Consider the following 21,472-nt stretch of genomic DNA (forward strand, 5'->3'; position numbering starts at 1 on the left):
CATCCCCGCCGATCAGCGTTATGGCCAGACCGAAGCCGGTTCCCGTTAAAGCTGGATTTTCGCGGGGTCCGTCTCTATGTCCACCCCAGATAGTAGCAGCCAGCGGCATGGACTCATGAGCCTGAATTACGATCACATCTTCTCTCAGGCCATCGACCGGCTGCATGAAGAAGGGCGCTATCGCGTCTTCATCGACATTTTGCGCAACAAGGGCGCCTATCCCAATGCCCGTTGCTTTGCCCATCATAACGGGCCGAAACCGATTACCGTATGGTGCTCCAACGATTATCTGGGCATGGGCCAGCACCCCAAGGTCGTGGCGGCGATGGAAGAGGCGCTGCACGATGTCGGCGCGGGCTCCGGCGGCACGCGCAACATTGGCGGCAACACCCATTATCATGTCGATCTAGAGCATGAGCTGGCCGATCTGCACGCCAAGGAAGGCGCGCTGCTGTTCACCTCCGGCTATGTCTCGAACGAGGCGACGCTCAGCACACTCGCCAAGATCCTGCCCGGCTGTGTGATCTTTTCGGACGAGCTCAACCATGCCTCGATGATTGCGGGCATCCGCAATTCGGGCTGCGAGAAGCGCGTCTGGCGGCACAATGATCTGGCCCATCTGGAAGAGATGCTGGCCGCCACCGATCCCGATGCGCCCAAGCTCATCGCATTCGAAAGCGTCTATTCTATGGACGGAGATGTCGCGCCCATCGCCGCGATCTGCGATCTGGCCGACCAATATAACGCGCTGACCTATTGCGACGAAGTGCATGCCGTGGGCATGTACGGCGCACGCGGCGGCGGCATTACCGAACGGGACGATGTCGCCGACCGGGTGACCATCATTGAAGGCACGCTGGGCAAGGCATTCGGCGTGATGGGCGGCTATATCGCGGCGGACAAGACCGTGGTGGACGTGATCCGCAGCTATGCGCCGGGTTTCATCTTCACCACCTCGCTCAGCCCCGTGCTGGTGGCCGGCGTGCTCGCCTCCGTCCGGCACCTGAAATCCTCCTGCGAGGAACGCGCCGCGCAGCAGCGCCATGCCCGCCTGCTCAAGGACCATCTGCTGGAAGCCGGCCTGCCGGTGCTGGAAAGCCAGACGCATATCGTGCCGCTGCTCGTGGGCGATCCGGTGAAGGCCAAGCGCATCGCGGATATCCTGCTGGCCGAATATGGCATCTATGTGCAGCCGATCAACTACCCCACCGTGCCGCGCGGCACCGAGCGCCTGCGCTTCACCCCCGGCCCCGATCACAACGAAGACATGATCCGCGGCCTGACCGACGCGCTGACCGAGATCTGGGGCCGCCTGGAGCTGGAGATGATCAAGGCGGCTTGAGGGCTGGCGTTGGAGGGGTGAGGCGTTAGGTTTCCGCGCCCTCATTTGTGACGGCGGCTTTGCGCCCCATTTTCGTTCTGGAACGCACAAACAACCTTTAAAAGCTGCCTCTCTTGATTGGCACCTTTTGCACCAAAGTTTCGGTCTATCTCTTCCATTCGTTCAGGTCATCGCATGGTGCAGTCGGTCCCTTGAAAAGCCGTAAGCTGCAGTCCATCCCATCACCGATGCGCCAATTTTTTAGTCTGTTCGCCCTTTCGATATTGATGAGCCAAACGCCCGCCTTTGCTCAGTCTCTGGCTGGCAACTGGCAAGCAATGGGCGATGAAGGCCCAAACGCGCAACTGACGCTGGATCGCGATGGTGGTTTCGTTCTGTCCTGGGAGTTCCGGGAGAAGCCGTTACGGCATGAGGGCGTCTGGCAGCGCCGCGGCGACATTGTGATCTTCAGTTGGGACCCGCTCGATATCGGCCCCACCTATCGTCTGCTTTCTGCCGGACCATGGAATGAGGAGGCTGAGCAAGCTGCACTTTCTGCGCAGCAGGCCGCAATCGAAGCGGATATGCAGGATTACTGCCCATGGCTCGAAGTGTCCGATGTGGTGTCCGCCATTCCTGCTCCAGGCGGAAACCAAACCTTGGCCGCAGAGGCGAACGAAGCGCTGGGAGAGGCTCGTCTTGCCGCCCAAGCGTTGTCGGTAGCAGCGCAGCGTGCGGCCCCCAATGGCGGATATGCCGACCGGGATACAATCCGCCACGCCGTCGAGGAAGCCAAACGCTATGCGAAGGCCTGGGGACGTGCAAAAGCCATATATTCTGCCGCTGGTCTGGCGCTTCCAGACAGACCTGAGCCACGCATACCCGAATTTTGCCGTCCACAGGATGTATCGGTCGAACCGCATCTGGTTGCGGTGCATGTGGTGCCGTTCGGTGGGTCGCAGATTGACCTTTCGGATGACCTCAGCGTAGCCTTCCGACTGCCCAGTGGTGAGCGGCAAGAACCCCTCAGGAAGGGCAATTGGGCGTTTACCTCGGCTGGCCGAGGCGGACCAATTAATGCCATCACATTCTATGGGGCAGGCACTCCAAGTGAAACCGTCGCTATCCCGCCAGAAGACAATGCAGCTCGCATCTTTACCATCGAGACCAATCTGCAAGCGCTTGCCAATGGCCCCCGAGACATAGTGGTATCGGTGCGTGATAATGCGCTTCTGATGTACCAAGGAGCCGTTCGATTTGTGCGAACCGAGGGCCAGGGAGATGCACAATCACAAGAAAATAGCCGCGATAGCGAAGCCAGCGAAACGGTACTGCATTTGCGCTTGACCGAATCCGGAGCTTGGCCAGACGCCCACAGAGCCAGATTTTTGCAATCGAGCGATGATCCGCACGCCTGCACATCTAGCGGCATTTCCATGGCGCCCCCGCCCGGCCGCCCTGCCGCGCCGAACTGCGCAGCGACATCTGATCCGGAGAACCGCTTCGTAGCATTGGATATCGGCGTTCCTGACGGCGATGTGCATCCGGACGGGCTTAAGGTCGTAGCCTTGACGGGCGATGGGACACGCCTTGAGACGACCACCCGATCCGGCGCTGCGCTTGTCGCAGCTGCGACAGGAACCTATTTGACCGAACTGAAGGTGATGCTGCCGAATGGGCGCAGCGCCAAATTGGCGTTGCCCGAACAGTGGCGCAGAGCCCGATATTTCAGGCTGACATTACCGCGAGCGGCGCTGCGCTGACGGTCGGCGGGCTTGCTATAGGCCGATCGGGCGTATCCAGCCTGAGGCCAAATGGAAATCAATCAAGTTGGAGAGCGACATCATGCGACCAGGCCTGAAACTGCTCTTACTGTCTGCCTGTCTTGTATCGACCACGACGGCCTCTGCCGCCGAACCGTTGCGGGAGGACAGCGGGGTTCAGCATGATCTGCGCTGCATGAGTATCGTCATGGGCGTTGCCTTTGATGACAGGATCGTCTTCGCTGATTCCGACAAATTCTTTAGCACGGGCGTTGCCGGGCTCGGCTATTGGCTGCGGAAGATTCTGGTGGCCGAACCGGATATCGATCTGGGAGAGCGGCTGAGATCTGAAATGCTCTGGATCGAGAGTCTCCAAAACGAGAGCGAGGCCGCCGAGCAAACGCTGATTGCAAATGCTGAAGAATGTGCGGCCGAGTGGTTGCCGGTCATGGAACGGTTCGATGCCGCCTTCCCGCATGAAAGCGGCCCGGAACAGGATGATCGGTAAGATACGGGTTAGCTGTAAGGAAACCTGGTCGATCAGCGCGGCCTCGGCAATCTATTGTTCGCCATCGTTCTGCAGCGTTTCGCCTGCATTTTTCAGTTGGCCGCCCACCTGGCGAAATTCCTCCAAGCATTATACCATAATATCATCCAATGCCTCCGGTTCCTCGGGTAGCGGCCCGGACTTCTCAATAGCCGAAGCAAGGTCGATATCGGGCTGCGCGCCTTTTACCTTGCCGATATAATAGAGGGTAAAGGCCAGCAACGACGCACGACGATCGGCATCATCGCCGCGAAGCTCGTTCAAATGTTGAAGGACGGACGCGGCGGTTACGCAGCGCAAGTCACGGTCTACCGTGCTCGCCGCAGGCGTTGACGGAGCGTTTGGCGCTGCACCGGAAAGCGCGATGAACATCATCATGTGGATCGACATATCTTCTCACTAACAGCGATCAGATTATAATGCACTTGGGTCATAGCGCTGATCGAACTAACGGGGCGTCTCTTTTACGAACAGCAGCGACCCATCGAGAAATAGGCCTCCATCGCCAATGGTCAGCGGCGGCGGCGTTTCGGATGTTCCAGTGGTCTCGATTGCAATAGGGTGCACAGCCAAGGTGAATATCTCGGCATCAGCCGCATGCGGCGGAATTGGCACGGTTACATCCCCGCCACCTTGGCCGACCGTCCCTTTCACCCTGATCCCGCGCAATTTACCCGCCCGCGGCGCCGTTGCCGCAAAGGTGGAAGGGGTAACCAGCGCTTCTGCCGTTCCGCCATCTTCGAACTGCAACCAAACCTCCCAGCTTGGCATCGCTTCGGCAAGCCATCCCGTTTTTGGCTTGAACAGAATTTTCGTCATCGGCTGCGCCGAACTTCGATTGTTTTGCCCCGGCCTCTGCGCTTTGTGGGATTCCAAGGACGCACGCTCCAATGTTATCGGTGGTTTGGAAACGATGCTGTCGAATATGATCTGATCGCCTTCCTGATGCCACGTCCCGGAGAAGGTCTCGCTTTCGTAGGGACCGCCGAGCGTCAGCGCGAAGCTGCCATCGGCAAGCAACCTGATACTCGGTCGGTCATCGACCGGTTGCGGGGAGCCATCCTCCCTTATCGCGCGATACATTCCTTCCGGCGCGGCTGCTCTTTGCGACTGCTCCGGGGCTTCTGCCGTTTGGGTGCCGCTCTGCTGAACGGCATGAGCCGGCATTGACGCTAATAAGGCTATTGGAAAAAGGAGGGATAGGAACATAGAATTCTCAATCGAACGACGCGTTAGTGGTATTACAGACTATCGTAGATCGACGGCCAGTAACAGACAGTCCGAAACCGGCTCACAAGGAGTTGCTATGCAAAGTCACATTTGATGTAAATTCCTCCGCCCATCCACGCCTACCTCCAGCCCATCCACGCTGGGCATCGCCGTTGCTCTGTTGTAATAACCGAGCATGATCCGCACCATCCTTGCCTCCACCGCGCTCTTCATGGCCGCTCCGGCGCTGGCGCAGACGGCGCCCTCGTCTTTTCATCCCGGGCCGTTGATTGCCGATTATGGGCCGATTGCGGATGTGGAGGTCAGCGCGCCTTTGCCGGCGGATGCCAGCTTCAAGGTGGCGTTCGATCTGATGGATGCGGGCACGGCGGATGCGCCCAATCGCGGGCTGGTGTCGCTGGCGCGCTTTCTCAACATGCATGTCGCCGCCGGGGTGCCGGAGGCCAATCTGCGGCTGGCGGTGGTGGTCCATGGGCCGGCCGGGGTCGATCTCACGCAGGACGCCTTTTACGGCGCGCAGCATGACGGTGCGGCCAATCCCAATGCGGATCTGATCGCGCAGTTGCAGGCGCATGGCGTGCGGGTGATCCTGTGCGGGCAGAGCGCGGCCGCGTCCGGCATCGCGCGGGCCGATCTGCTGCCCGGTGTGGAGATGGCGCTGTCCGCCATGACGGCGCATGCGCTGCTGCAGCAGGATGGCTATACGCTCAATCCGTTCTGACGGCGCGTCCGCTTTGCTGCTGGTGTTAAAAAAGCGCTGTCCTAGAAAACGCTGTCCTACAGGGCCTTGGCTGGCGCATATCATGGTGGATGTCGCTCCCTGCCGCCCTGTCCCGTCATTCCGCTTTTCGAGCGGCGGGTGGGATGCCATTTTTCCGCTCTGGACAGTGTGACCTGTGTGACCCTGGCACGGCCCACGGCTTGGAAGCGGCGGGCCGCCGCCCTATCTCCCATCGATGCCCGCTGAAAACTGGATCGAGCCGCACCCCACCGGCATTTACGTCAAGCCCTGCGATGCCTGGATCGATCCCTCGACTCCCCGCCCCCGTGCGCTGGTTACCCATGGCCATGCCGATCATGCGCGCGGCGGCCATGGCGCGGTGTGGGCGACGCCCGAGACGCTGTCCATCATGGGCCTGCGCTACGGCGTCGGCGCGGAAGGCAATGCAATGCCCTATGGCGAAGAGGTGGATCTGGGCGGCGGTGTTATCGCCAGCTATCACCCCGCCGGCCATGTGCTGGGCTCCGCGCAGATCCTGCTGCAGCATGATGGCGAGCGGGTGGTGGTTACCGGGGACTATAAACGCCGGGCCGATCCGACCTGCCCACCCTTCGAGGTGGTGCCATGCGATGTGCTGATCACCGAGGCGACCTTCGGGCTGCCGGTGTTCAAGCATCCGGACACCGCGGAGGAGGTCGCCAAGCTGCTGGAGGCGCGCGCGGCCAATCCGGATCGCTGCATTCTGGTGGGCGCCTATGCGCTGGGCAAGGCGCAGCGGGTGATCGGCGAGCTGCGCGATGCGGGCTATCATGAGACGATCTATCTGCATGGCGCGCTGGAGAAGATGTGCCGCCTCTATGAGGAGCTGGGGGTCGATCTCGGCCCGCTGGCGCTGGTCGCGGACCAGGAGAAGGCCGATCTGAAGGGCTGCATCGTGCTGGCGCCGCCGGGTGCGCTGAACGACCGCTGGAGCCGCCGCCTGCCCGATCCGGTTACCGCCATGGCGTCAGGCTGGATGCGGGTGCGCCAGCGCGCGCGGCAGCGCAATGTGGAGCTGCCGCTGGTGATCTCCGACCATGCCGACTGGGACGAGCTGACGCAGACGATCGAGGATGTCGCGCCGCGTGAGATCTGGGTGACCCATGGGCGGGAGGACGCGCTGGTCCATTGGTGCAGCATGCGGCAGATGAAGGCGCGCGCGCTGGCCATGGTGGGCCGCGAGGATGAGGACGACTGATGCGCGCCTTCGCCGAACTGATCGACCGCCTGATCTACACCCGATCGCGCAACAGCAAGTTGGCGCTGATCGCGGACTATCTGCGCCAGACGCCCGATCCGGACCGTGGCTGGGCGCTGGCCGCGCTGACCGGGGAGCTGGACCTGAAGACGGTGAAGAGCTCCCAGATCAAGGCGATGGCGGACGAACGCTTCGATCCGCTACTGTTCCGCATGAGCCGGGACTATGTCGGCGATACGGCCGAGACGGTCGCGCTGATGTGGCAGGAGCCGGTTGGCGGTGTGCCCGCCGAAGACGATCTGAGCGTCTCCACCGTCATCGACCTGCTGGCGGACACCAGCCGGGCCAAGGCGCCGCAACTGCTGGCCGGTCTGATGGACAGGCTCGATGCCAATGGGCGCTATGCGCTGCTGAAGCTGGCCAGCGGTGGCATGCGTGTCGGTGTCTCCGCACGGCTGGCCAAGACGGCGGTGGCGCAGGCTTTCGAGCTTAATGTCGATGACGTCGAAGAGGTGTGGCACGCGCTTAGCCCGCCCTATGCAGAGCTGTTCGCCTGGGGCGAGGGCAAGACCGCGCGGCCCGATCCCGAAGGCACGCCCTATTTCCGGCCCTTCATGCTGGCCCATCCGCTGGAGGAAACCCGCGTCGATCTGGCCGACTATGCCGCCGAGTGGAAGTGGGACGGGATCCGCGTGCAGATCGTCGGCACACATGGCTCCGTCCGGCTCTACAGCCGCGGCGGCGACGATATAACGGCGAGCTTTCCCGATATCGCGGAGGCCTTTGCCGCAGATGGCGTAGTGGATGGCGAACTGTTGGTCCGCGGCGACGTGCAGGGCGGAGAGGCGGCCAGCTTCAATGCACTGCAGCAGCGGCTGGGGCGTAAGACGGTAACGGCCAAGATGCGCAAGGACTTCCCCGCGTTCGTGCGGCTGTATGACATACTGATCGAGGGCGATCAGGACGTGCGCGCGCTGCCATGGACCGAGCGGCGGGCGCGGCTGGAAGCGTTCGTGCCAGCGCTAGATCAGGGTCGGTTCGATATCTCGCAACTGATCCCGGCGGAGAGCTATGATCAGCTGGCCACCATCCGCGAAGGCGCGCGGGATGCTGCGATTGAAGGGGTTATGCTGAAACGCAAGGACAGCCCCTATATTGCGGGCCGCAAGACCGGGCTCTGGTACAAGTGGAAGCGTGATCCGCTGAACGCCGATTGCGTGATGATGTATGCCCAGCGCGGATCGGGCAAGCGCAGTTCCGTCTATTCCGATTACACCTTCGGCTGCTGGACCGAAGATGACGAACTGCTGCCCGTCGGCAAGGCCTATTCGGGCTTTACGGACGAGGAGCTCAAGATGCTCGACCGGTTCGTGCGACAGAACACCGTCAACCGGTTCGGGCCGGTGCGTGAGGTGGAGAAGACCATGGTGCTCGAAGTCGCCTTCGACTCCATCCACGACAGCAAGCGCCACAAATCCGGGCTGGCCATGCGCTTTCCCCGCATATCGCGTATCCGCACGGACAAGCCCGCGGACGAGGCGGACCGCATCGCCACGCTTAAGCGGATGGTGACCTAGCGCCGATCTCCGCCGCCCAGGCATAGCCGCCGTATAGCCGCTCGAAACTGACGTCATGGCCCATGCGATAGTAGCGATCGACCAGCTGCGGCAGATCGGCGCGGGCGGCGACGTGGAAGCGGGCGAGCCAGGCATAGAGCCCCTTGCGGAAGAGGCGTGGGAGCCGCTCCTGCTGGCCGAAGTCCACGATGTGGAGGCGGCCATCGGGCGTCAGCGCGGCGACGCCCTGCCCTATGGCGGCCTGCCAGTCGGGGATCATGGAAATGGCGTAGCTGATATAGGCGCGGTCCACGCTTTTGACGCCGAACAGCGCTTGCGGATCGAAATCCGTCGCATCCCCCTTGGCCAGCGTGATGCGGTCCTGCAGCCCGGCGCGCTGGACGGCTGCGCGGGCGCTGACCAGCATCTCCTCGCTAATATCGAGGCCGTATAGCCGCGCATCCGGATAGGCTTTGGCGGCGGCGATGAGATTGCGGCCGGTGCCGCAGGCGATCTCCAGCACGGTGCCACCCGGCGGGGGCTGCAGGCGGCTGATCAGGCGGTCCCGCCCGAGCAGATAATATCTGCGGGTGACGTCATAGAAATGGCGCTGGACTTTGTAGATCGCGTCCATCTGGGCGGCATGGGCTTGCTTGGTCATGAGGCTGTTCTGGTCCGGCGGATTGAGGATGGCGCAACAAAATGGCGCAAAGTTGACAAAGTGAACATGAGGCGATTGCGCGAGCGGGTTTGCATCGGTCCAATGTAGGAAATTCTATTTCCTACAGGTCATTGCGGACAAAAACTCATAGCATTTCATGCTTCTGTAGGACAGCCACTACCGCAGCACATAAAGATGCACGCCGCCGTAGATCGAGCTGCGGTCGCGCGCGGTATAGCCCAGCGATTCCTCGGCGCGATAATTCCAGCGGTCCAGCAGCGCATCGGGCAGGCGGCCCGGCAGCAGCGTCTCCTCTGCCGCCGTGCGGAACAGGACGCGTGCACCGGGGCGCGCGGTGCGGGTGATCTCGGCCCACAGGTCGGTCAGCTGCGCGTCGCTCATCCAGTCCTGCGCGTCGAGCAGGATGTAGCGATCATGGCTGGCGTCTTCCGCTTCGGCCAGATGCTCGGTCATGCTGATATGGCGCACCGTCACCCGGTCGGCGCGCGTTCGCACCGCGTCGAAATGGCGTTCCTGCAGATAGGGCGGCAGCGGCGCATCGGCACCCTTGCCATAACCGCGCCCGAAGGCCTGCCAGGCGAAATAATTGTCCTCCAGCGCGAAATCGCAGGCCAGTTTTTCCAGCCGCGCGCGCAGCACGTCCGACATCTTGGCGTCACCGGCCAGTGCCTCGAACTGTGCAGGCGGAATGCCGAGGCCGAACAACGAGGCGGGCTGATCGGTCAGCCAGCGGATGAAGCGCTTGTCGAAAATCGGCGCGAGCCGCGTTTCGAAGATGCGGCGCTGCTCCTCGATATTCCCGGCCTCCAGCAGCTCCTTGGGATCGATGCGGTAGAGCCTGGCGACCAGATGGGCCATGCCGATGAACCCGCCGAGCAGCCCGCGCTTGTACACCCCCTTGGCAAAGCCTCCGATGCGGCGACGCCCGGTGAGATCGCGGCCCTCCCAATAGGCACGGCTCGTCTCGTCCAGATGCGGGCGGACAAACCGTTCATAGGCCGCGACATTGTCCTTGCGGTCCGCATCGGCAAAGAAGCGGCGGAAACTGTCATAGTCCGGCAAATTCTGCGCCGCCGCCAGTTTCAGGCGGTTGAGCGCCACATGGGCGGTGTTGAGATCGACCGCCACAATCTCGGCCGGATCGGCGGTGAGATAGGACAGGATATTGCAGCCGCCGCTGGCGATGCTGGCAACGCGGTGCCCCGGCGCGATCTGCAGCGCCTCCATATCCACCACCGGGTCTTCCCAGATCTGCGCATAGACCAGGCCTTTGAAGGCGAAGGCGAAGGCGCGGTCCCACAGCTTGCCGCCGCCCTCATGGCCCAGCACGGCCTGTTCGATTTTCCTGTTCTTTTCGGGCATTGCAATGTCCTGAAATGGGTTCATCACCCGTTGGTCTCGATCGTGCGGTGCCGCAGGCGACGCGGCAATCCATGCCAGTTTCAGCCCTGCCCCCGCCCTGAATTGCTTCGCTTTGGCCGCCATGACGGAAGATCAGGGCTGCTAGTCTGGCTCCATGACCGCCTCATGACAGATCGATGCCGGTCAATCGCGTGAATGTGGCCGGATCGACATTGCCGCCGGACAATGTGAGCGCCGTACGGTCACTCAGCGCCACCTTTCCAGCCAGCGCAGCGGCCAGTGCCACCGCCCCGCCGGGCTCCACCATGCGGCCGAGCTGGGTCCAGGCGATGCGCATCGCGGCGGCGACCTCCTCCTCGCTCACCGATATTCCAACCGCGCCGCGCGCACGCAATATGTCGAAGGTGATCGGCGAAACCTTGAGCGTCTGCAGCGCGTCGCAAGCGGTCGGCGGCGGGTTGGGGCCGACGGGCTGGATGACGCCATGACGCAAGGACGCGCCCATGTCGTCCCAGCCGTCTGGCTCCACCACCGCGATGCGCGCATCCGGATTGGCCAGCGCGCTGCCGGAAGCAAGGCCGCCACCGCCGCAGCAGATGAGCAGGCGATCCGGCCCCTGCCCCAGCTGCGCGATCATCTGTGCGCGGATTTCATGGCCACAGCTGCCCTGCCCCTCCACGATCCAGGGATCGTCGAAGCTGGGGATGACGGTGGCGCCGGTCTCTTCGGCAAGGCGGGCGGCGATATCCTCGCGCGATTCGGTCATGCGTTCGTAAAAGATGACGCTGGCGCCAAGGCGTCTGGTCCCGTCCACCTTCGCCGCAGGGGCGTCCGACGGCATGACGATGGTCGCCGCGATGCCGCGCTCCTTGGCCGCCCAGGCCACGCCTTGCGCATGATTGCCGCTGGAAAAGGCGACCACGCCGCGCGCCGCCTGCGCGTCGGTCAGATCGGCGATGCGGTGGATGCCGCCGCGTATCTTGAACGCGCCAACCGGCTGATCGCACTCCGCCTTGCACCAGATGGTGACGCCATGAAGGTCGAGCGGCAGCAGCGGCGTTGGCGGCAACAGCGCGGCCACACGGGCGGCGGCCACGGCCACGCCCTGCGCAGTCGGGCTGCGCCTGGGGTCGGTCAATCCTTGTCCCGTCATGGCATCAGTCTATATGCGGTGCCCACCCCTTCCCCCAAGAGATTTCGCGGAGATGATATGAGCAAGGTTCTGGTAATCGGCGCTGGCGGCGTCGGATCGGTCGCGGTCCACAAGATGGCGATGAATGCTGATATCTTCGGCGAAATCGCGCTGGCCAGTCGCACCAAGAGCAAATGTGACGCCATTGCGGCATCGGTGAAGGAGCGCACCGGCGTCGATATCTCCACGCATCAGATCGATGCCGACGATGTGCCCGCCACCGTGGCGCTGATCCGCCAGCTCGGCCCCAAGCTCGTCGTGAACCTCGCTTTGCCCTATCAGGATCTTAACATCATGGATGCCTGCCTGGAAACGGGCGTGCATTATATGGATACGGCCAATTACGAACCGCGCGATCAGGCAAAGTTCGAATATCATTGGCAGTGGGCCTATCAGGACCGGTTCAAGGATGCCGGGCTGATGGCGCTGCTCGGCTCCGGCTTCGATCCCGGCGTGACCAGCGTGTTCGCCGCCTGGCTGAAAAAGCACAAGCTCGATACCATCGAGCAGCTGGACATATTGGACTGCAATGGCGGCGACCATGGCCAGGCCTTTGCCACCAATTTCAACCCGGAAATCAACATCCGCGAAGTGACCGCGCCCGCCCGCCACTGGGAAAATGGCGAATTTGTCGAGACGCCTGCGATGCAGGTCTCCCAGAAGTTCGACTTCGAGGGCGTGGGCGAAAAGACCATGTACATGATGTATCATGAGGAGCTGGAGAGCCTCGCCAAATTCCTGCCCGAGCTCGAGCGCGCGCGCTTCTGGATGACCTTTGGCGAGGAGTATATCAAGCATCTCACCGTGTTGCAGAATGTCGGCATGACGCGGATCGACCCGGTGATGTACGAAGGGCGCGAGATCGTGCCGCTGCAGTTCCTGAAAGCCGTGCTGCCCGAACCGTCCAGCCTGGGCGAGACGACCAAGGGCAAGACCAATATCGGCGACATCGCCACCGGCATCGCCAAGGATGGCGAGCGGCGGACCTATTATATCAACAATATCTGCGACCATGAGGACGCCTATGCCGAAACCGGCAATCAGGCGGTGAGCTACACCACCGGCGTGCCCGCGATGATCGGCGCGGCCATGATCCTCACCGGATCATGGAGCGGCGACGGCGTGTTCAACATGGAGGATTTCGATCCCGATCCGTTCATGGCCATGCTGAACGATCACGGCCTGCCTTGGCAGGTCGCCGAGCTGGACGGGCCGCTGGATTTCTAGTCGGTCGATTTGGCCGCCAACGGCTGCCCGGCCTGGGTTCCGGGCCTCGGCAGCCGCCGGGCCAGGGCCGACAGGCCGAGCACGCTGATCGCCAGCATGAGAACCAGCAGGCAGCTGCCGGTCCATCCCAACAGTTCATAGGTGGCGGTGGCCGCCCAGCTGACCATGCCACCGCCGATGAACATCAGCATGATATAGACTGTCATCAGCCGCGTGCGGATGGCGGGCTCCTCGATCAGAATGGTGGCGCGTCCGCAAATGTCGATCACCGGGCCGACGGCGGTCAGGATGAGCAGCGGCGCGACGAGGATCCACAGGCTGTCCTCGCCCAAAAACAGCAGGATGGCGGCAACCAGCTGGATGCATGCCACGATCAGCCGGGCCTTGCGCGGGCCGATCCGGTCCGTCCATTTGCCCAGCGGCGGCGTGATCGCCAGATTGATGATCGAAACGCCCGCCAGATAGCCGACCACATCCACGCCATAGCCGATATCGGGCAGATGCAGGCCGATGGCGAGCCAGACCGACAGGAATATGCCGAAGTTCAGGCCCTGGATCGACCCTGACAGAAGAACATGGCGGTTGCCGCGGGCCAGCGTGAAGATGGAGCGCAGCAACGCGGCATAGCTCATCTGCTCTTCCGGTGCGCGCGCCGTCCGGGGCTCACGCATCAGCCAGGGCAGCACGGCGCAGACCAGCGCCAGCAGCAGCGCGGCAATCCAGTAGATGGTGCGCCAACCGAAATATTCGCCGATCACGCCGGCCCCCAATCGTGCCAGCAGAATCCCCAGCGCCACGCCGGTCGTCACGATCGCCACGGCATGGCCCAGCTGCCTGGGGTCCACCCGTTTCGAAACATAGGCCGGGATCAGATAGGGCGTGATCGTGAACAGGCCGAGGACCGTCGAGGCGATCAGGAACAGGCGGAAATCCTCCACGAACCCCATGGCGACGATCGCGATGAACTGGCCGATCGTGAAGACCGTGGCCAGCCGCACATTGCGCACCCGGTCGCCCAGCGGCAGAAACAGGAAGATGCCCAGCGCCAGAGCGATCTGGTTGAGCGCCGGCACCGCGCCGATCATCGCATTGCTGACCCCGAAGGCGGCCGCCACCGGCGCCACGATCGGGTGGATATAATAGGCATTGGCCACCACCACCGCCGTGGCCAGCGCCAGCGCATAAAGCTGCCCGCGTGACAGATAATCTTCGCTTTCGTGATCGTCCAAACCAGCTTTCCCTTTGCGGCCACCCCGGCGCAGCGGCTATGGGCCTATGCATGATGAATACGCAAGCCGGTGATCCCGGCGCCTTCGCCCATTTCGATCTCAGCCGCGTGCCCTCGCCCGCCTTTGTCGTGGACGCGGCCAGACTGCGCGCCAATCTGGAGGTGCTGGCCGACATCAAGCACCGGTCCGGCGCCAAGATTCTCTCGGCGCTCAAGGCCTTTTCGATGTGGGAAGTGGCACCGCTGCTGGCCGAATATCTGGACGGCGTGGCCACCAGCGGCCTGTGGGAAGCGCGCTTGGCGTTCGACAAATATGAAGGCGAAATTGCCACCTATTCCCCCGCCTTCAAGGCGGAGGATCTGGCCGAGATCGCCGCGATATCGGACCATATCATCTTCAATTCGCCCGATCAGATCGCCCGGCACAGCAAGGCGATCATCGGCCTGCGCGATGCCGGCGAGCAGTTCGACATTGGCTTGCGCATCAACCCGCTGCATGCCGAGGGGGAGATTGCGAAATATGATCCCTGTCAGCCGCACAGCCGGCTGGGCTTTCCCATCGATCAGCTGGCCGATGCGCATATCGACGCGATCGACGGCATCCATTTCCACAGCCTGTGCGAGCAAGGCTTCGAGCCGCTCTACCGCACCTGGGAAGCGATCGTGCCCTTTCTGGAGCCCTATATCGGCGACCTGAAATGGCTGAACTTCGGCGGTGGGCACCACATCACCCGCGCCGACTATGCGCGTGACGAGCTGGTGGAATTTCTCCACGATGTGGCCGAAACCACCGGCTGCGAGGTGTATCTGGAACCCGGCGAGGCGATCGCGCTGGACGCCGGTATCCTCGTTGGCGAATTGCTCGACGTGATGGACAACGGCATGCCTGTGGGCATCACCGATATCAGCGCGACCTGCCATATGCCGGACGTGATCGAGGCACCCTATCGCCCCGCCATGCTGGGCGAGGCGCGCGATGGCCCGGTCATCCGGCTCGGCGGGCCGTCCTGTCTGGCGGGCGACATCATCGGCGACTATCGCCTGCCCGGCCCGATGGAGCCGGGGCTGCGTTTCGCCTTTCTGGATCAGGCGCATTATTCGATGGTCAAGACCAGCACCTTCAACGGTGTGCCATTGCCCAGCATCTGGCTGTGGGACAGCGAAACCGACGAATTGCGCGAGGTGCGCCGCTTTGACTGGACCACCTTCCGCGACCGGCTGAGCTGAACCGGCGGAACGGTCGCCAGGCCGGGCCGTTCATACTCCAAACACCAAAACCACTTTACAGCGCTTCGGCGCACCCATATATCGCGCGTCCGCTGCCCCATGGGGACTTCCAAACCGCAAGGCAGCTTAAAACTGAAACGAAATCCTTTGGGGGTCCCTTGAATTGCACGATTTTCCTGACGCTCTCGCTGTAGTCCAGGCCACTTCGCCGGACGAACCCGTGACGCTGGTCCGCCCTCATGCGGCGGAGCGCGCGGCGCGTTTTTTCGTGGAGAATTTCCGCGGCAAGACGCTCTACGCGGTCAAGGCCAATCCATCGCCGGCACTGCTGCGCACCTTGTGGCGCGCTGGCGTGACGCATTTCGACGTCGCGTCCATCGCCGAGGTGCGTACTGTTCGTTCGGCGCTCCCGCAGGCCAAGCTGTGCTTCATGCACCCGGTCAAGGCCGAGAGCGCGATCGCCGAGGCATATGCAAAACATGGCGTGCGCACCTTCTCGCTCGACAGCCATGAAGAGCTGCAGAAGATCCTGCGCGCCACCGATCATGCGACAGACCTCGATCTGTTCGTGCGTATCCGCGTGCCGAGCGACCATGCGCAGTTGAGCCTTGCCGCCAAGTTCGGCGCGCAACCGCATGAAACACCGCAGCTTTTGATGGCCGCGCGGCAGGCCGCCGATGGCCTTGGCATCTGCTTCCATGTCGGCAGTCAGGCGATGAGCCCGCATGCCTATGTGAGTGCGATCGAGCGCGTGCGCGCAGCCATTGTCGAGGCTTCCGTGCTGGTCGACTATATCGATGTCGGCGGCGGCTTTCCCTCGGTCTATCCGGGGCTGGAGCCACCGGCGCTGCAGCAATATTTCGATACCATATACCGCGCCTATTGGGATCTGCCGATCAGCTATTCGGCCGAACTCTGGTGTGAGCCTGGCCGTGCCCTGTGCGCGGAATATAACTCCATCATCGTCAAGGTGGAGCGCCGCCGCGGTACCGAATTATACATCAATGACGGTGCCTATGGCGCGCTGTTCGATGCCGCCCATATCGGCTGGCGCTTCCCGGTGAAGCTGCTGCGCGCGCAGGATAACGAGGCCGAACTGACCGAGTTCAGTTTCTACGGGCCTACCTGCGACGATCTGGATCATATGACCGGCCCGTTCCTGCTGCCCGAAGACATCAAGGTGGGCGATCATATCGAGATCGGCATGCTTGGCGCTTATGGGTCTGCCATGCGCACCCAGTTCAACGGGTTCGGCACGAGCGGCTGCCTGGTGGTCGCCGACGAGCCGATGGAAAGCCTCTACCGTGAAGTCCCTGCGGAACCCGGCACCGACAATGTGGTGGCCATCGGCAAACGCTGATCGCACGGCGCTCCTGTTCCTGACATGGAAACAGGAGTGCCTTTTCATTGCCAGCCACCGCGATTGACGATCGCCCTTTCCGCGCGCATCCCTTCTCCCGAATAATAGGGAGAGAGAGATGATCGATACTGCAATTCTGATTCCCGCTGCGGCGCTGATCTGCTGGACGCTGGTGATGCTCTACTGGATGCTGCTGACGCGGATGCCGGCGATTGCGAAGGCGGGGATCGACATGGGCGCGCAGCCCGGAGGACGTGGCAGCGATCTAGAGGGGATTGTTCCTGCAAAAACGCAGTGGAAAGCCCATAACTACAACCATTTGCATGAGCAACCTCTGCTCTTTTATGCCGTCACTGTGATATTGAGCCTGACCGGCGGAACTACTGATCTGACATGGGGCCTGGCCTGGGCCTATGTGGTCATCCGCGTCGTGCACAGCATCTGGCAGTCCACCGTCAATAGCGTGCCCGTTCGCTTCGGCCTGTTCCTGCTCGGCAGCATCATTCTGACGATCCTGGCCGTAATGGCGTTAATTCAGGCGCATTAAGATATAGGCATGCCGGTGGTCAGGGGCTCTAGTCAGGGGCTGGGGCGTTCGAACGCCCCCACCAGTTCCACATGGGTGGACCAACGGAACTGGCCGACCGGCGTGATCCTGCGCAAGCGATAGCCGCCCTCCACCAGGCGGGCGGCGTCCTTGGCGAAACTTGCCGGGTTGCAACTGACATAGGCAATGCGCGTGGCCGTAGCCTCGGCCAGGCGCAGACATTGCTCGCGCGCGCCGGCCCGTGGCGGGTCCAGCACGACCGCACCGAACCGGTTCAGCTCCGCGGTCTCCAGCGGGCGACGGAACAGGTCACGATGCTCGGTGACGGCATGAAGCCGCGCGGCATTGGCTCCGGCTTTCAGGCTTTCGATGGCGGCCCGGTCCGCTTCCGCGGCATAGATGCGGCGGCTTTCGCCCGAGGGGCTCACGCCCAGGGACAGGGCAAAGGTGCCCAGCCCGGCAAACAGATCGGCCACGGTATCCGCATCTCCAATGGCGCTGAGAACGGCGTCCAGAAGCACCGCCTCTCCGTCTGCGGTGGCCTGCAAAAAGGCACCGGGCGGCAGCGGCACCGTGGCCGCGCCAAAGCGCATCGTAACCGGGCGCGGCTCCCAGCGCGGCTCCGGACCATAGCCTTCATCGAGACATAGCCGCGCCAGTGCATGGGTCTCGCAGAAGGCGATGATGGCGTCATGGCCATCCAGTCCTTCGAACCGTGCGCCCTTGATGGCGATGTCTACGCCCTGATCCGCGATGGCAAGAATGATTTCCGCGCCGCCGCCCTTGGGCAGCCGGTTGGCAAGCAGGCCCCGCAACGGCGCAATCATGGCAAACAGCCGCGGCTCCAGCACCTCGCACTGCATCATGTCCACGACATGATGGCTGCGCTCCCTCGTGAAGCCGATGCGTGGGCCTTTCGGTCCATTGATCGCATGCAGCACCGCCCGGCGTCGGCTGCGCGGCGGAGACAAGTGGGCCGGTGCGACCTCATCGGCCACAATTCCCTGTGACTCCAGCGCATTCAGAACACGTTCTGTGACAAAGTCTGACAATGCGCTCTCATCGAGATGCTGCAACTGGCAGCCGCCACATTCGGGGAAGTGACGGCAAGGCGGCTGCGCATGATGCGGGCCGGGCACAATTTCGCCGCTGGGCGTCACATGATCGCCAGGCGCGGTGAGCGCCACATGCCGTCCGTCGGCCGTAAGCCCGTCGCCCATGGCCGCGACGCGCAGGACGAGACCGGGGTCCGTTGGGGTTGGTGCGTCGGTCATCGCGCCGGCGGGCTTTTCGCGGCGTCCGCAGACTGGATGCGCGCGGGCAGACGATAGCGATTATCGTCCGACGTCACTTCGATCATGCCGTCATCGAGCAGCCGGATTTCGGTATCGTCGAAGCCATCGGCGGCGATCAGGCCGCGCCCGTCGGTCACGATCTCGAAACGCTGAAAACCGCCGTCCGGATGCTGGATGATCAGGATTTCCCGGTCGGCCCCGGATATACGGTCGGTCGAGCAGGCGCGGGCAAAATCCTCGCTGCCGGCCAGAGCGCATTCGATCTTGTCATTGCCTGCCATCATGGCCTGCTCGCCCGCCACCGGATCGGTGCTGGAATTACAGGCGGACAGAAGGATCAGGGGAAGCAGGAGCGGGGTGCGGGTCATGTCGCGGCCCGCTCTGACGCGGGCAACGCATCAGCGCAAGCGAAAGGGCGCATCCGCGCCGTCATGGTCCAGTAACCGGGAAAGCGATCGGCGATCGCGGAGTGCGCGATCATGGCGTCACGATCGCTGTCGAACAGTGCAAAACAGGTCGCGCCGGAGCCGGACATGCGCGCAGACGGGCTGAATTGGCGCAAATGGTCCAGCAGCGCGCCAATTTCCGGCACCAACGCGATGGCGGGCTCCTGCAGATCGTTGCGGGCTTCGCCGAACAGCGCTGCGAGGCTGCGCTGCGCCAGGGCGCCGCTATCGCGGCCATTCCAGCGTTGAAAGATCTGCGCTGTCGACACGCCGATGCCGGGATTGACCAGCAATATGTGGGCCTGCGCCAGCCCATCGATCTCTTCGAACGCCACATCGTCGCCCCGCCCTGTGCCCAAGGCGGTGCGGCTGAACAGGCACGCAGGCACATCGGCGCCAAGCGACGAGGCCAGCGCGGCATAGTCCTGCAGTGGCCGATCCAGGCCCCAGAGCCGGTCCAGAAGACGGATCGCCGCCGCCGCATCCGCCGATCCGCCTCCGATGCCGGAGGCAACCGGCAAATGCTTGTCGAGCGACAGCGCCGCCGCACGGCCCGGCGCAAATTGCTCGGCCATGCTGTGGGCGGCGCGCATCACCAGATTATCATGACCATCACCATCGAGCGACGATGCGAAAGGACCGGTGACGCGCAATGACATGGTATTGGCCATGGCAGCGCTCAGCCGGTCGCCATCGTCGACAAAGGCAAACAGCGTTTCGATCGCGTGATAGCCATCGTCCAGCCGTCCGCGAACGTGCAACGCCAGATTGATCTTGGCGTAAGCGGTCTCGACTTCAGAAACGGTCACAGCAATGCCGCATTACATATTGGGATAATTGGGACCGCCCCCGCCTTCCGGCACCACCCAGTTGATGTTCTGATAGGGATCCTTGATGTCGCAGGTCTTGCAGTGGACGCAATTCTGCGCGTTGATCTGGAACCGGTCCGAGCCATCTTCCTGCACATATTCATAGACGCCAGCCGGGCAGTAACGCTGCGACGGCCCGTCATAGATCGGCAGGTTTTTCTCCACCGGCAGATCAGGGTCCTTCAGTTGCAGATGGACCGGCTGATCTTCCTCATGATTGGTGTTGGACAGATAGACCGAGGACAGCCGATCGAAGCTGATGACGCCATCGGGCTTGGGATATTCGATCTCCCGGCACGCCTCGGCAGGCCAGAGCTTGGTATAATCGGGCTCATGCTTCATCGAGATCGGCAGGCCGATCTTCAGCGTGCGCATCCACATGTCGATGCCGCCCAGCATGGTGCCCCAGGTACCGCCAAACTTGTCGACGCAAGGTTCTGCATTCTGAACCTTTTTCAGCTCGGTCGCGATCCAGCTGCCGCGCAGATTGCTCTCATAGCTGCTCAGCTCGTCATATTCGCGGCCCGCCTGGATGGCCTCGAACGCGGCTTCGGCGGCCAGCATGCCGGATTTTTGCGCGGTGTGCGTGCCCTTGATGCGCGGCACGTTCACGAAGCCGGCGGAACAGCCGATCAGGGCGCCGCCCGGGAAGGCGAGCTTGGGCACGGATTGCCAGCCGCCCTCATTGATCGCCCGCGCGCCATAGGCCACGCGCTTGCCGCCCTCGAGATATTTGCGGATCTCGGGGTGCTGCTTCCAGCGCTGGAACTCCTGAAACGGGGAGAGATGCGGGTTGCGATAGCTGAGCGCCACCACGAAGCCGAGCGCCACCTGCCCATCGGCCTGATGGTACAGGAAGCCCCCACCCCAGGCCTCGTCCAGCGGCCAGCCTTGGGTGTGGACCACCTTGCCCGGCACATGCTTGGACGGATCGATATCCCAAAGTTCCTTCAACCCGATGCCATAGACCTGCGGCTGACAGTCCGCTTCAAGGTCGAACTTCGCCTTCAGGCCCTTGCTCAGGCCGCCGCGCACACCCTCGGCGAACAGCGTATATTTTGCGGTCAGCTCGACGCCCGGCTCATAGTCCGGCTTATGCTCGCCATCGCGGCCGATGCCCATCACACCGGCGACAACGCCGCGCACCGAGCCATCGTCATTGTACAGCACTTCGGACGCGGCGAAGCCGGGGAATATCTCCACACCCATGCCCTCTGCCTGCTCACCCAGCCAGCGGCAGGTGTTGCCAAGCGATGCGGTATAGCACCCGTCATTGCTCATCAGCGGCGGCAACGCGATTTCCGGGATCGAATAGGAGCCGTTCTTCTTCAGAACGAGGTGATGGTTCTCGGTCACCGGAGTCTCGGCGAGCGGACAGCCCATATCGCGCCAATCCGGCAGCAGTTCGTCCATCGCCTTGGGATCGACCACCGCGCCGGACAGAATATGCGCCCCGATTTCGGAGCCTTTTTCCAGCACGCAGACGCTCAGATCCGTCCCGCTTTCGTCTGCCAGTTGCTTGAAGCGGATCGCGGCGGACAGCCCGGCAGGGCCGCCACCTACGATCACCACGTCGTACGGCATGGATTCGCGCTCGCTCATCCGGCAATTCCTTTTCTTCTGTTCAACATCGTTCGGTCCCGCATGTAAGGCGTTTTGCAG

At 62.7% G+C, this 21,472-nt stretch carries 20 protein-coding genes; 10 read left to right on the forward strand and 10 right to left on the reverse strand.

What is annotated here, in order from left to right; translation table 11 throughout:
- Nucleotides 1-121 precede the first annotated feature (121 nt).
- From hemA to G410_RS0103930, 3 genes are all read left to right on the forward strand, one after another.
- Nucleotides 122-1,342, forward strand: a complete 1,221-nt coding sequence (gene hemA, locus G410_RS0103920; RefSeq protein ID WP_028971037.1) for a 5-aminolevulinate synthase — start codon at nucleotides 122-124, stop codon at nucleotides 1,340-1,342.
- A gap of 113 nt (nucleotides 1,343-1,455) precedes the next feature.
- The gene (locus G410_RS0103925; protein ID WP_211214993.1) at nucleotides 1,456-3,084 is read left to right on the forward strand and encodes a hypothetical protein; all 1,629 of its coding nucleotides are present in this window, start codon (nucleotides 1,456-1,458) and stop codon (nucleotides 3,082-3,084) included.
- Between the two features lie 67 nt (nucleotides 3,085-3,151).
- Nucleotides 3,152-3,592, forward strand: a complete 441-nt coding sequence (locus tag G410_RS0103930) for a hypothetical protein (RefSeq protein ID WP_022672352.1) — start codon at nucleotides 3,152-3,154, stop codon at nucleotides 3,590-3,592.
- Between the two features lie 129 nt (nucleotides 3,593-3,721).
- Here the strand turns inward: G410_RS0103930 and G410_RS0103935 are convergent, their stop codons facing one another.
- Nucleotides 3,722-4,021, reverse strand: a complete 300-nt coding sequence (locus tag G410_RS0103935; protein ID WP_022672353.1) for a hypothetical protein — start codon at nucleotides 4,019-4,021, stop codon at nucleotides 3,722-3,724.
- 57 nt (nucleotides 4,022-4,078) lie between these two features.
- Nucleotides 4,079-4,840, reverse strand: coding sequence for a hypothetical protein (locus G410_RS0103940; RefSeq protein ID WP_156851846.1), 762 nt, complete (start codon nucleotides 4,838-4,840; stop codon nucleotides 4,079-4,081).
- A gap of 196 nt (nucleotides 4,841-5,036) precedes the next feature.
- On the opposite strand from G410_RS0103940, the gene G410_RS0103945 reads away from it, so the two are divergent.
- From G410_RS0103945 to G410_RS0103955, 3 genes are all read left to right on the forward strand, one after another.
- The gene (locus G410_RS0103945) at nucleotides 5,037-5,582 is read left to right on the forward strand and encodes a DsrE family protein (protein WP_022672355.1); all 546 of its coding nucleotides are present in this window, start codon (nucleotides 5,037-5,039) and stop codon (nucleotides 5,580-5,582) included.
- A 235-nt stretch (nucleotides 5,583-5,817) separates the two neighbouring features.
- Nucleotides 5,818-6,819 (forward strand): ligase-associated DNA damage response exonuclease, encoded by a 1,002-nt coding sequence (locus G410_RS0103950; protein ID WP_022672356.1) that lies wholly within the window; start codon nucleotides 5,818-5,820, stop codon nucleotides 6,817-6,819.
- Complete coding sequence (locus G410_RS0103955) at nucleotides 6,819-8,396, forward strand: cisplatin damage response ATP-dependent DNA ligase (protein WP_022672357.1); 1,578 nt, start codon at nucleotides 6,819-6,821, stop codon at nucleotides 8,394-8,396. Before G410_RS0103950 ends, G410_RS0103955 begins: the two co-directional genes overlap by 1 nt.
- On the opposite strand, the gene G410_RS0103960 is transcribed toward G410_RS0103955, so the two are convergent.
- From G410_RS0103960 to G410_RS0103970, 3 genes are all read right to left on the reverse strand, one after another.
- Nucleotides 8,377-9,036 (reverse strand): class I SAM-dependent methyltransferase, encoded by a 660-nt coding sequence (locus G410_RS0103960; RefSeq protein WP_022672358.1) that lies wholly within the window; start codon nucleotides 9,034-9,036, stop codon nucleotides 8,377-8,379. The genes G410_RS0103955 and G410_RS0103960 overlap by 20 nt on opposite strands.
- Before the next feature lie 177 nt (nucleotides 9,037-9,213).
- Nucleotides 9,214-10,419, reverse strand: coding sequence for a BtaA family protein (locus tag G410_RS0103965; RefSeq protein WP_022672359.1), 1,206 nt, complete (start codon nucleotides 10,417-10,419; stop codon nucleotides 9,214-9,216).
- A gap of 163 nt (nucleotides 10,420-10,582) precedes the next feature.
- Complete coding sequence (locus G410_RS0103970; RefSeq protein ID WP_022672360.1) at nucleotides 10,583-11,557, reverse strand: threonine ammonia-lyase; 975 nt, start codon at nucleotides 11,555-11,557, stop codon at nucleotides 10,583-10,585.
- 72 nt (nucleotides 11,558-11,629) lie between these two features.
- On the opposite strand from G410_RS0103970, the gene G410_RS0103975 reads away from it, so the two are divergent.
- Nucleotides 11,630-12,838 carry a saccharopine dehydrogenase family protein gene (locus tag G410_RS0103975; RefSeq protein ID WP_022672361.1) on the forward strand — a complete coding sequence of 403 codons (1,209 nt, stop codon included), beginning with the start codon at nucleotides 11,630-11,632 and terminating at the stop codon, nucleotides 12,836-12,838.
- Here the strand turns inward: G410_RS0103975 and G410_RS0103980 are convergent.
- On the reverse strand, nucleotides 12,835-14,067 hold the full coding sequence (locus G410_RS0103980; RefSeq protein WP_022672362.1) for an MFS transporter: 1,233 nt from the start codon (nucleotides 14,065-14,067) through the stop codon (nucleotides 12,835-12,837). The two genes, G410_RS0103975 and G410_RS0103980, sit on opposite strands and share 4 nt — an antisense overlap.
- A 53-nt stretch (nucleotides 14,068-14,120) precedes the next feature.
- On the opposite strand from G410_RS0103980, the gene G410_RS0103985 reads away from it, so the two are divergent.
- The 3 genes from G410_RS0103985 to G410_RS0103995 all read left to right on the forward strand — a co-directional run bounded on the left by G410_RS0103985 (nucleotide 14,121) and on the right by G410_RS0103995 (nucleotide 17,200).
- The gene (locus tag G410_RS0103985) at nucleotides 14,121-15,293 is read left to right on the forward strand and encodes a carboxynorspermidine decarboxylase (protein WP_028971040.1); all 1,173 of its coding nucleotides are present in this window, start codon (nucleotides 14,121-14,123) and stop codon (nucleotides 15,291-15,293) included.
- Between the two features lie 163 nt (nucleotides 15,294-15,456).
- Nucleotides 15,457-16,653, forward strand: a complete 1,197-nt coding sequence (locus tag G410_RS15520; RefSeq protein ID WP_022672364.1) for a type III PLP-dependent enzyme — start codon at nucleotides 15,457-15,459, stop codon at nucleotides 16,651-16,653.
- A 118-nt stretch (nucleotides 16,654-16,771) separates the two neighbouring features.
- On the forward strand, nucleotides 16,772-17,200 hold the full coding sequence (locus tag G410_RS0103995) for an MAPEG family protein (RefSeq protein ID WP_022672365.1): 429 nt from the start codon (nucleotides 16,772-16,774) through the stop codon (nucleotides 17,198-17,200).
- 32 nt (nucleotides 17,201-17,232) lie between these two features.
- Here G410_RS0103995 and G410_RS0104000 read toward each other — a convergent pair whose 3' ends face one another.
- The 4 genes from G410_RS0104000 to G410_RS0104015 are packed head-to-tail and all read right to left on the reverse strand — an operon-like array spanning nucleotide 17,233 to nucleotide 21,412.
- Nucleotides 17,233-18,474 carry a class I SAM-dependent RNA methyltransferase gene (locus G410_RS0104000; RefSeq protein WP_022672366.1) on the reverse strand — a complete coding sequence of 414 codons (1,242 nt, stop codon included), beginning with the start codon at nucleotides 18,472-18,474 and terminating at the stop codon, nucleotides 17,233-17,235.
- The gene (locus tag G410_RS0104005; protein WP_022672367.1) at nucleotides 18,471-18,863 is read right to left on the reverse strand and encodes a hypothetical protein; all 393 of its coding nucleotides are present in this window, start codon (nucleotides 18,861-18,863) and stop codon (nucleotides 18,471-18,473) included. Before G410_RS0104005 ends, G410_RS0104000 begins: the two co-directional genes overlap by 4 nt.
- Nucleotides 18,860-19,750: a 4-(cytidine 5'-diphospho)-2-C-methyl-D-erythritol kinase gene (locus tag G410_RS15525; RefSeq protein ID WP_022672368.1), complete on the reverse strand. Its 891-nt coding sequence runs from the start codon at nucleotides 19,748-19,750 to the stop codon at nucleotides 18,860-18,862. Before G410_RS15525 ends, G410_RS0104005 begins: the two co-directional genes overlap by 4 nt.
- Before the next feature lie 12 nt (nucleotides 19,751-19,762).
- Nucleotides 19,763-21,412: an electron transfer flavoprotein-ubiquinone oxidoreductase gene (locus tag G410_RS0104015; RefSeq protein ID WP_022672369.1), complete on the reverse strand. Its 1,650-nt coding sequence runs from the start codon at nucleotides 21,410-21,412 to the stop codon at nucleotides 19,763-19,765.
- Nucleotides 21,413-21,472: the final 60 nt, after the last annotated feature.

The sequence above is a fragment of the Novosphingopyxis baekryungensis DSM 16222 genome (genome assembly GCF_000420305.1).
GTDB classification, from domain to species: domain Bacteria; phylum Pseudomonadota; class Alphaproteobacteria; order Sphingomonadales; family Sphingomonadaceae; genus Novosphingopyxis; species Novosphingopyxis baekryungensis.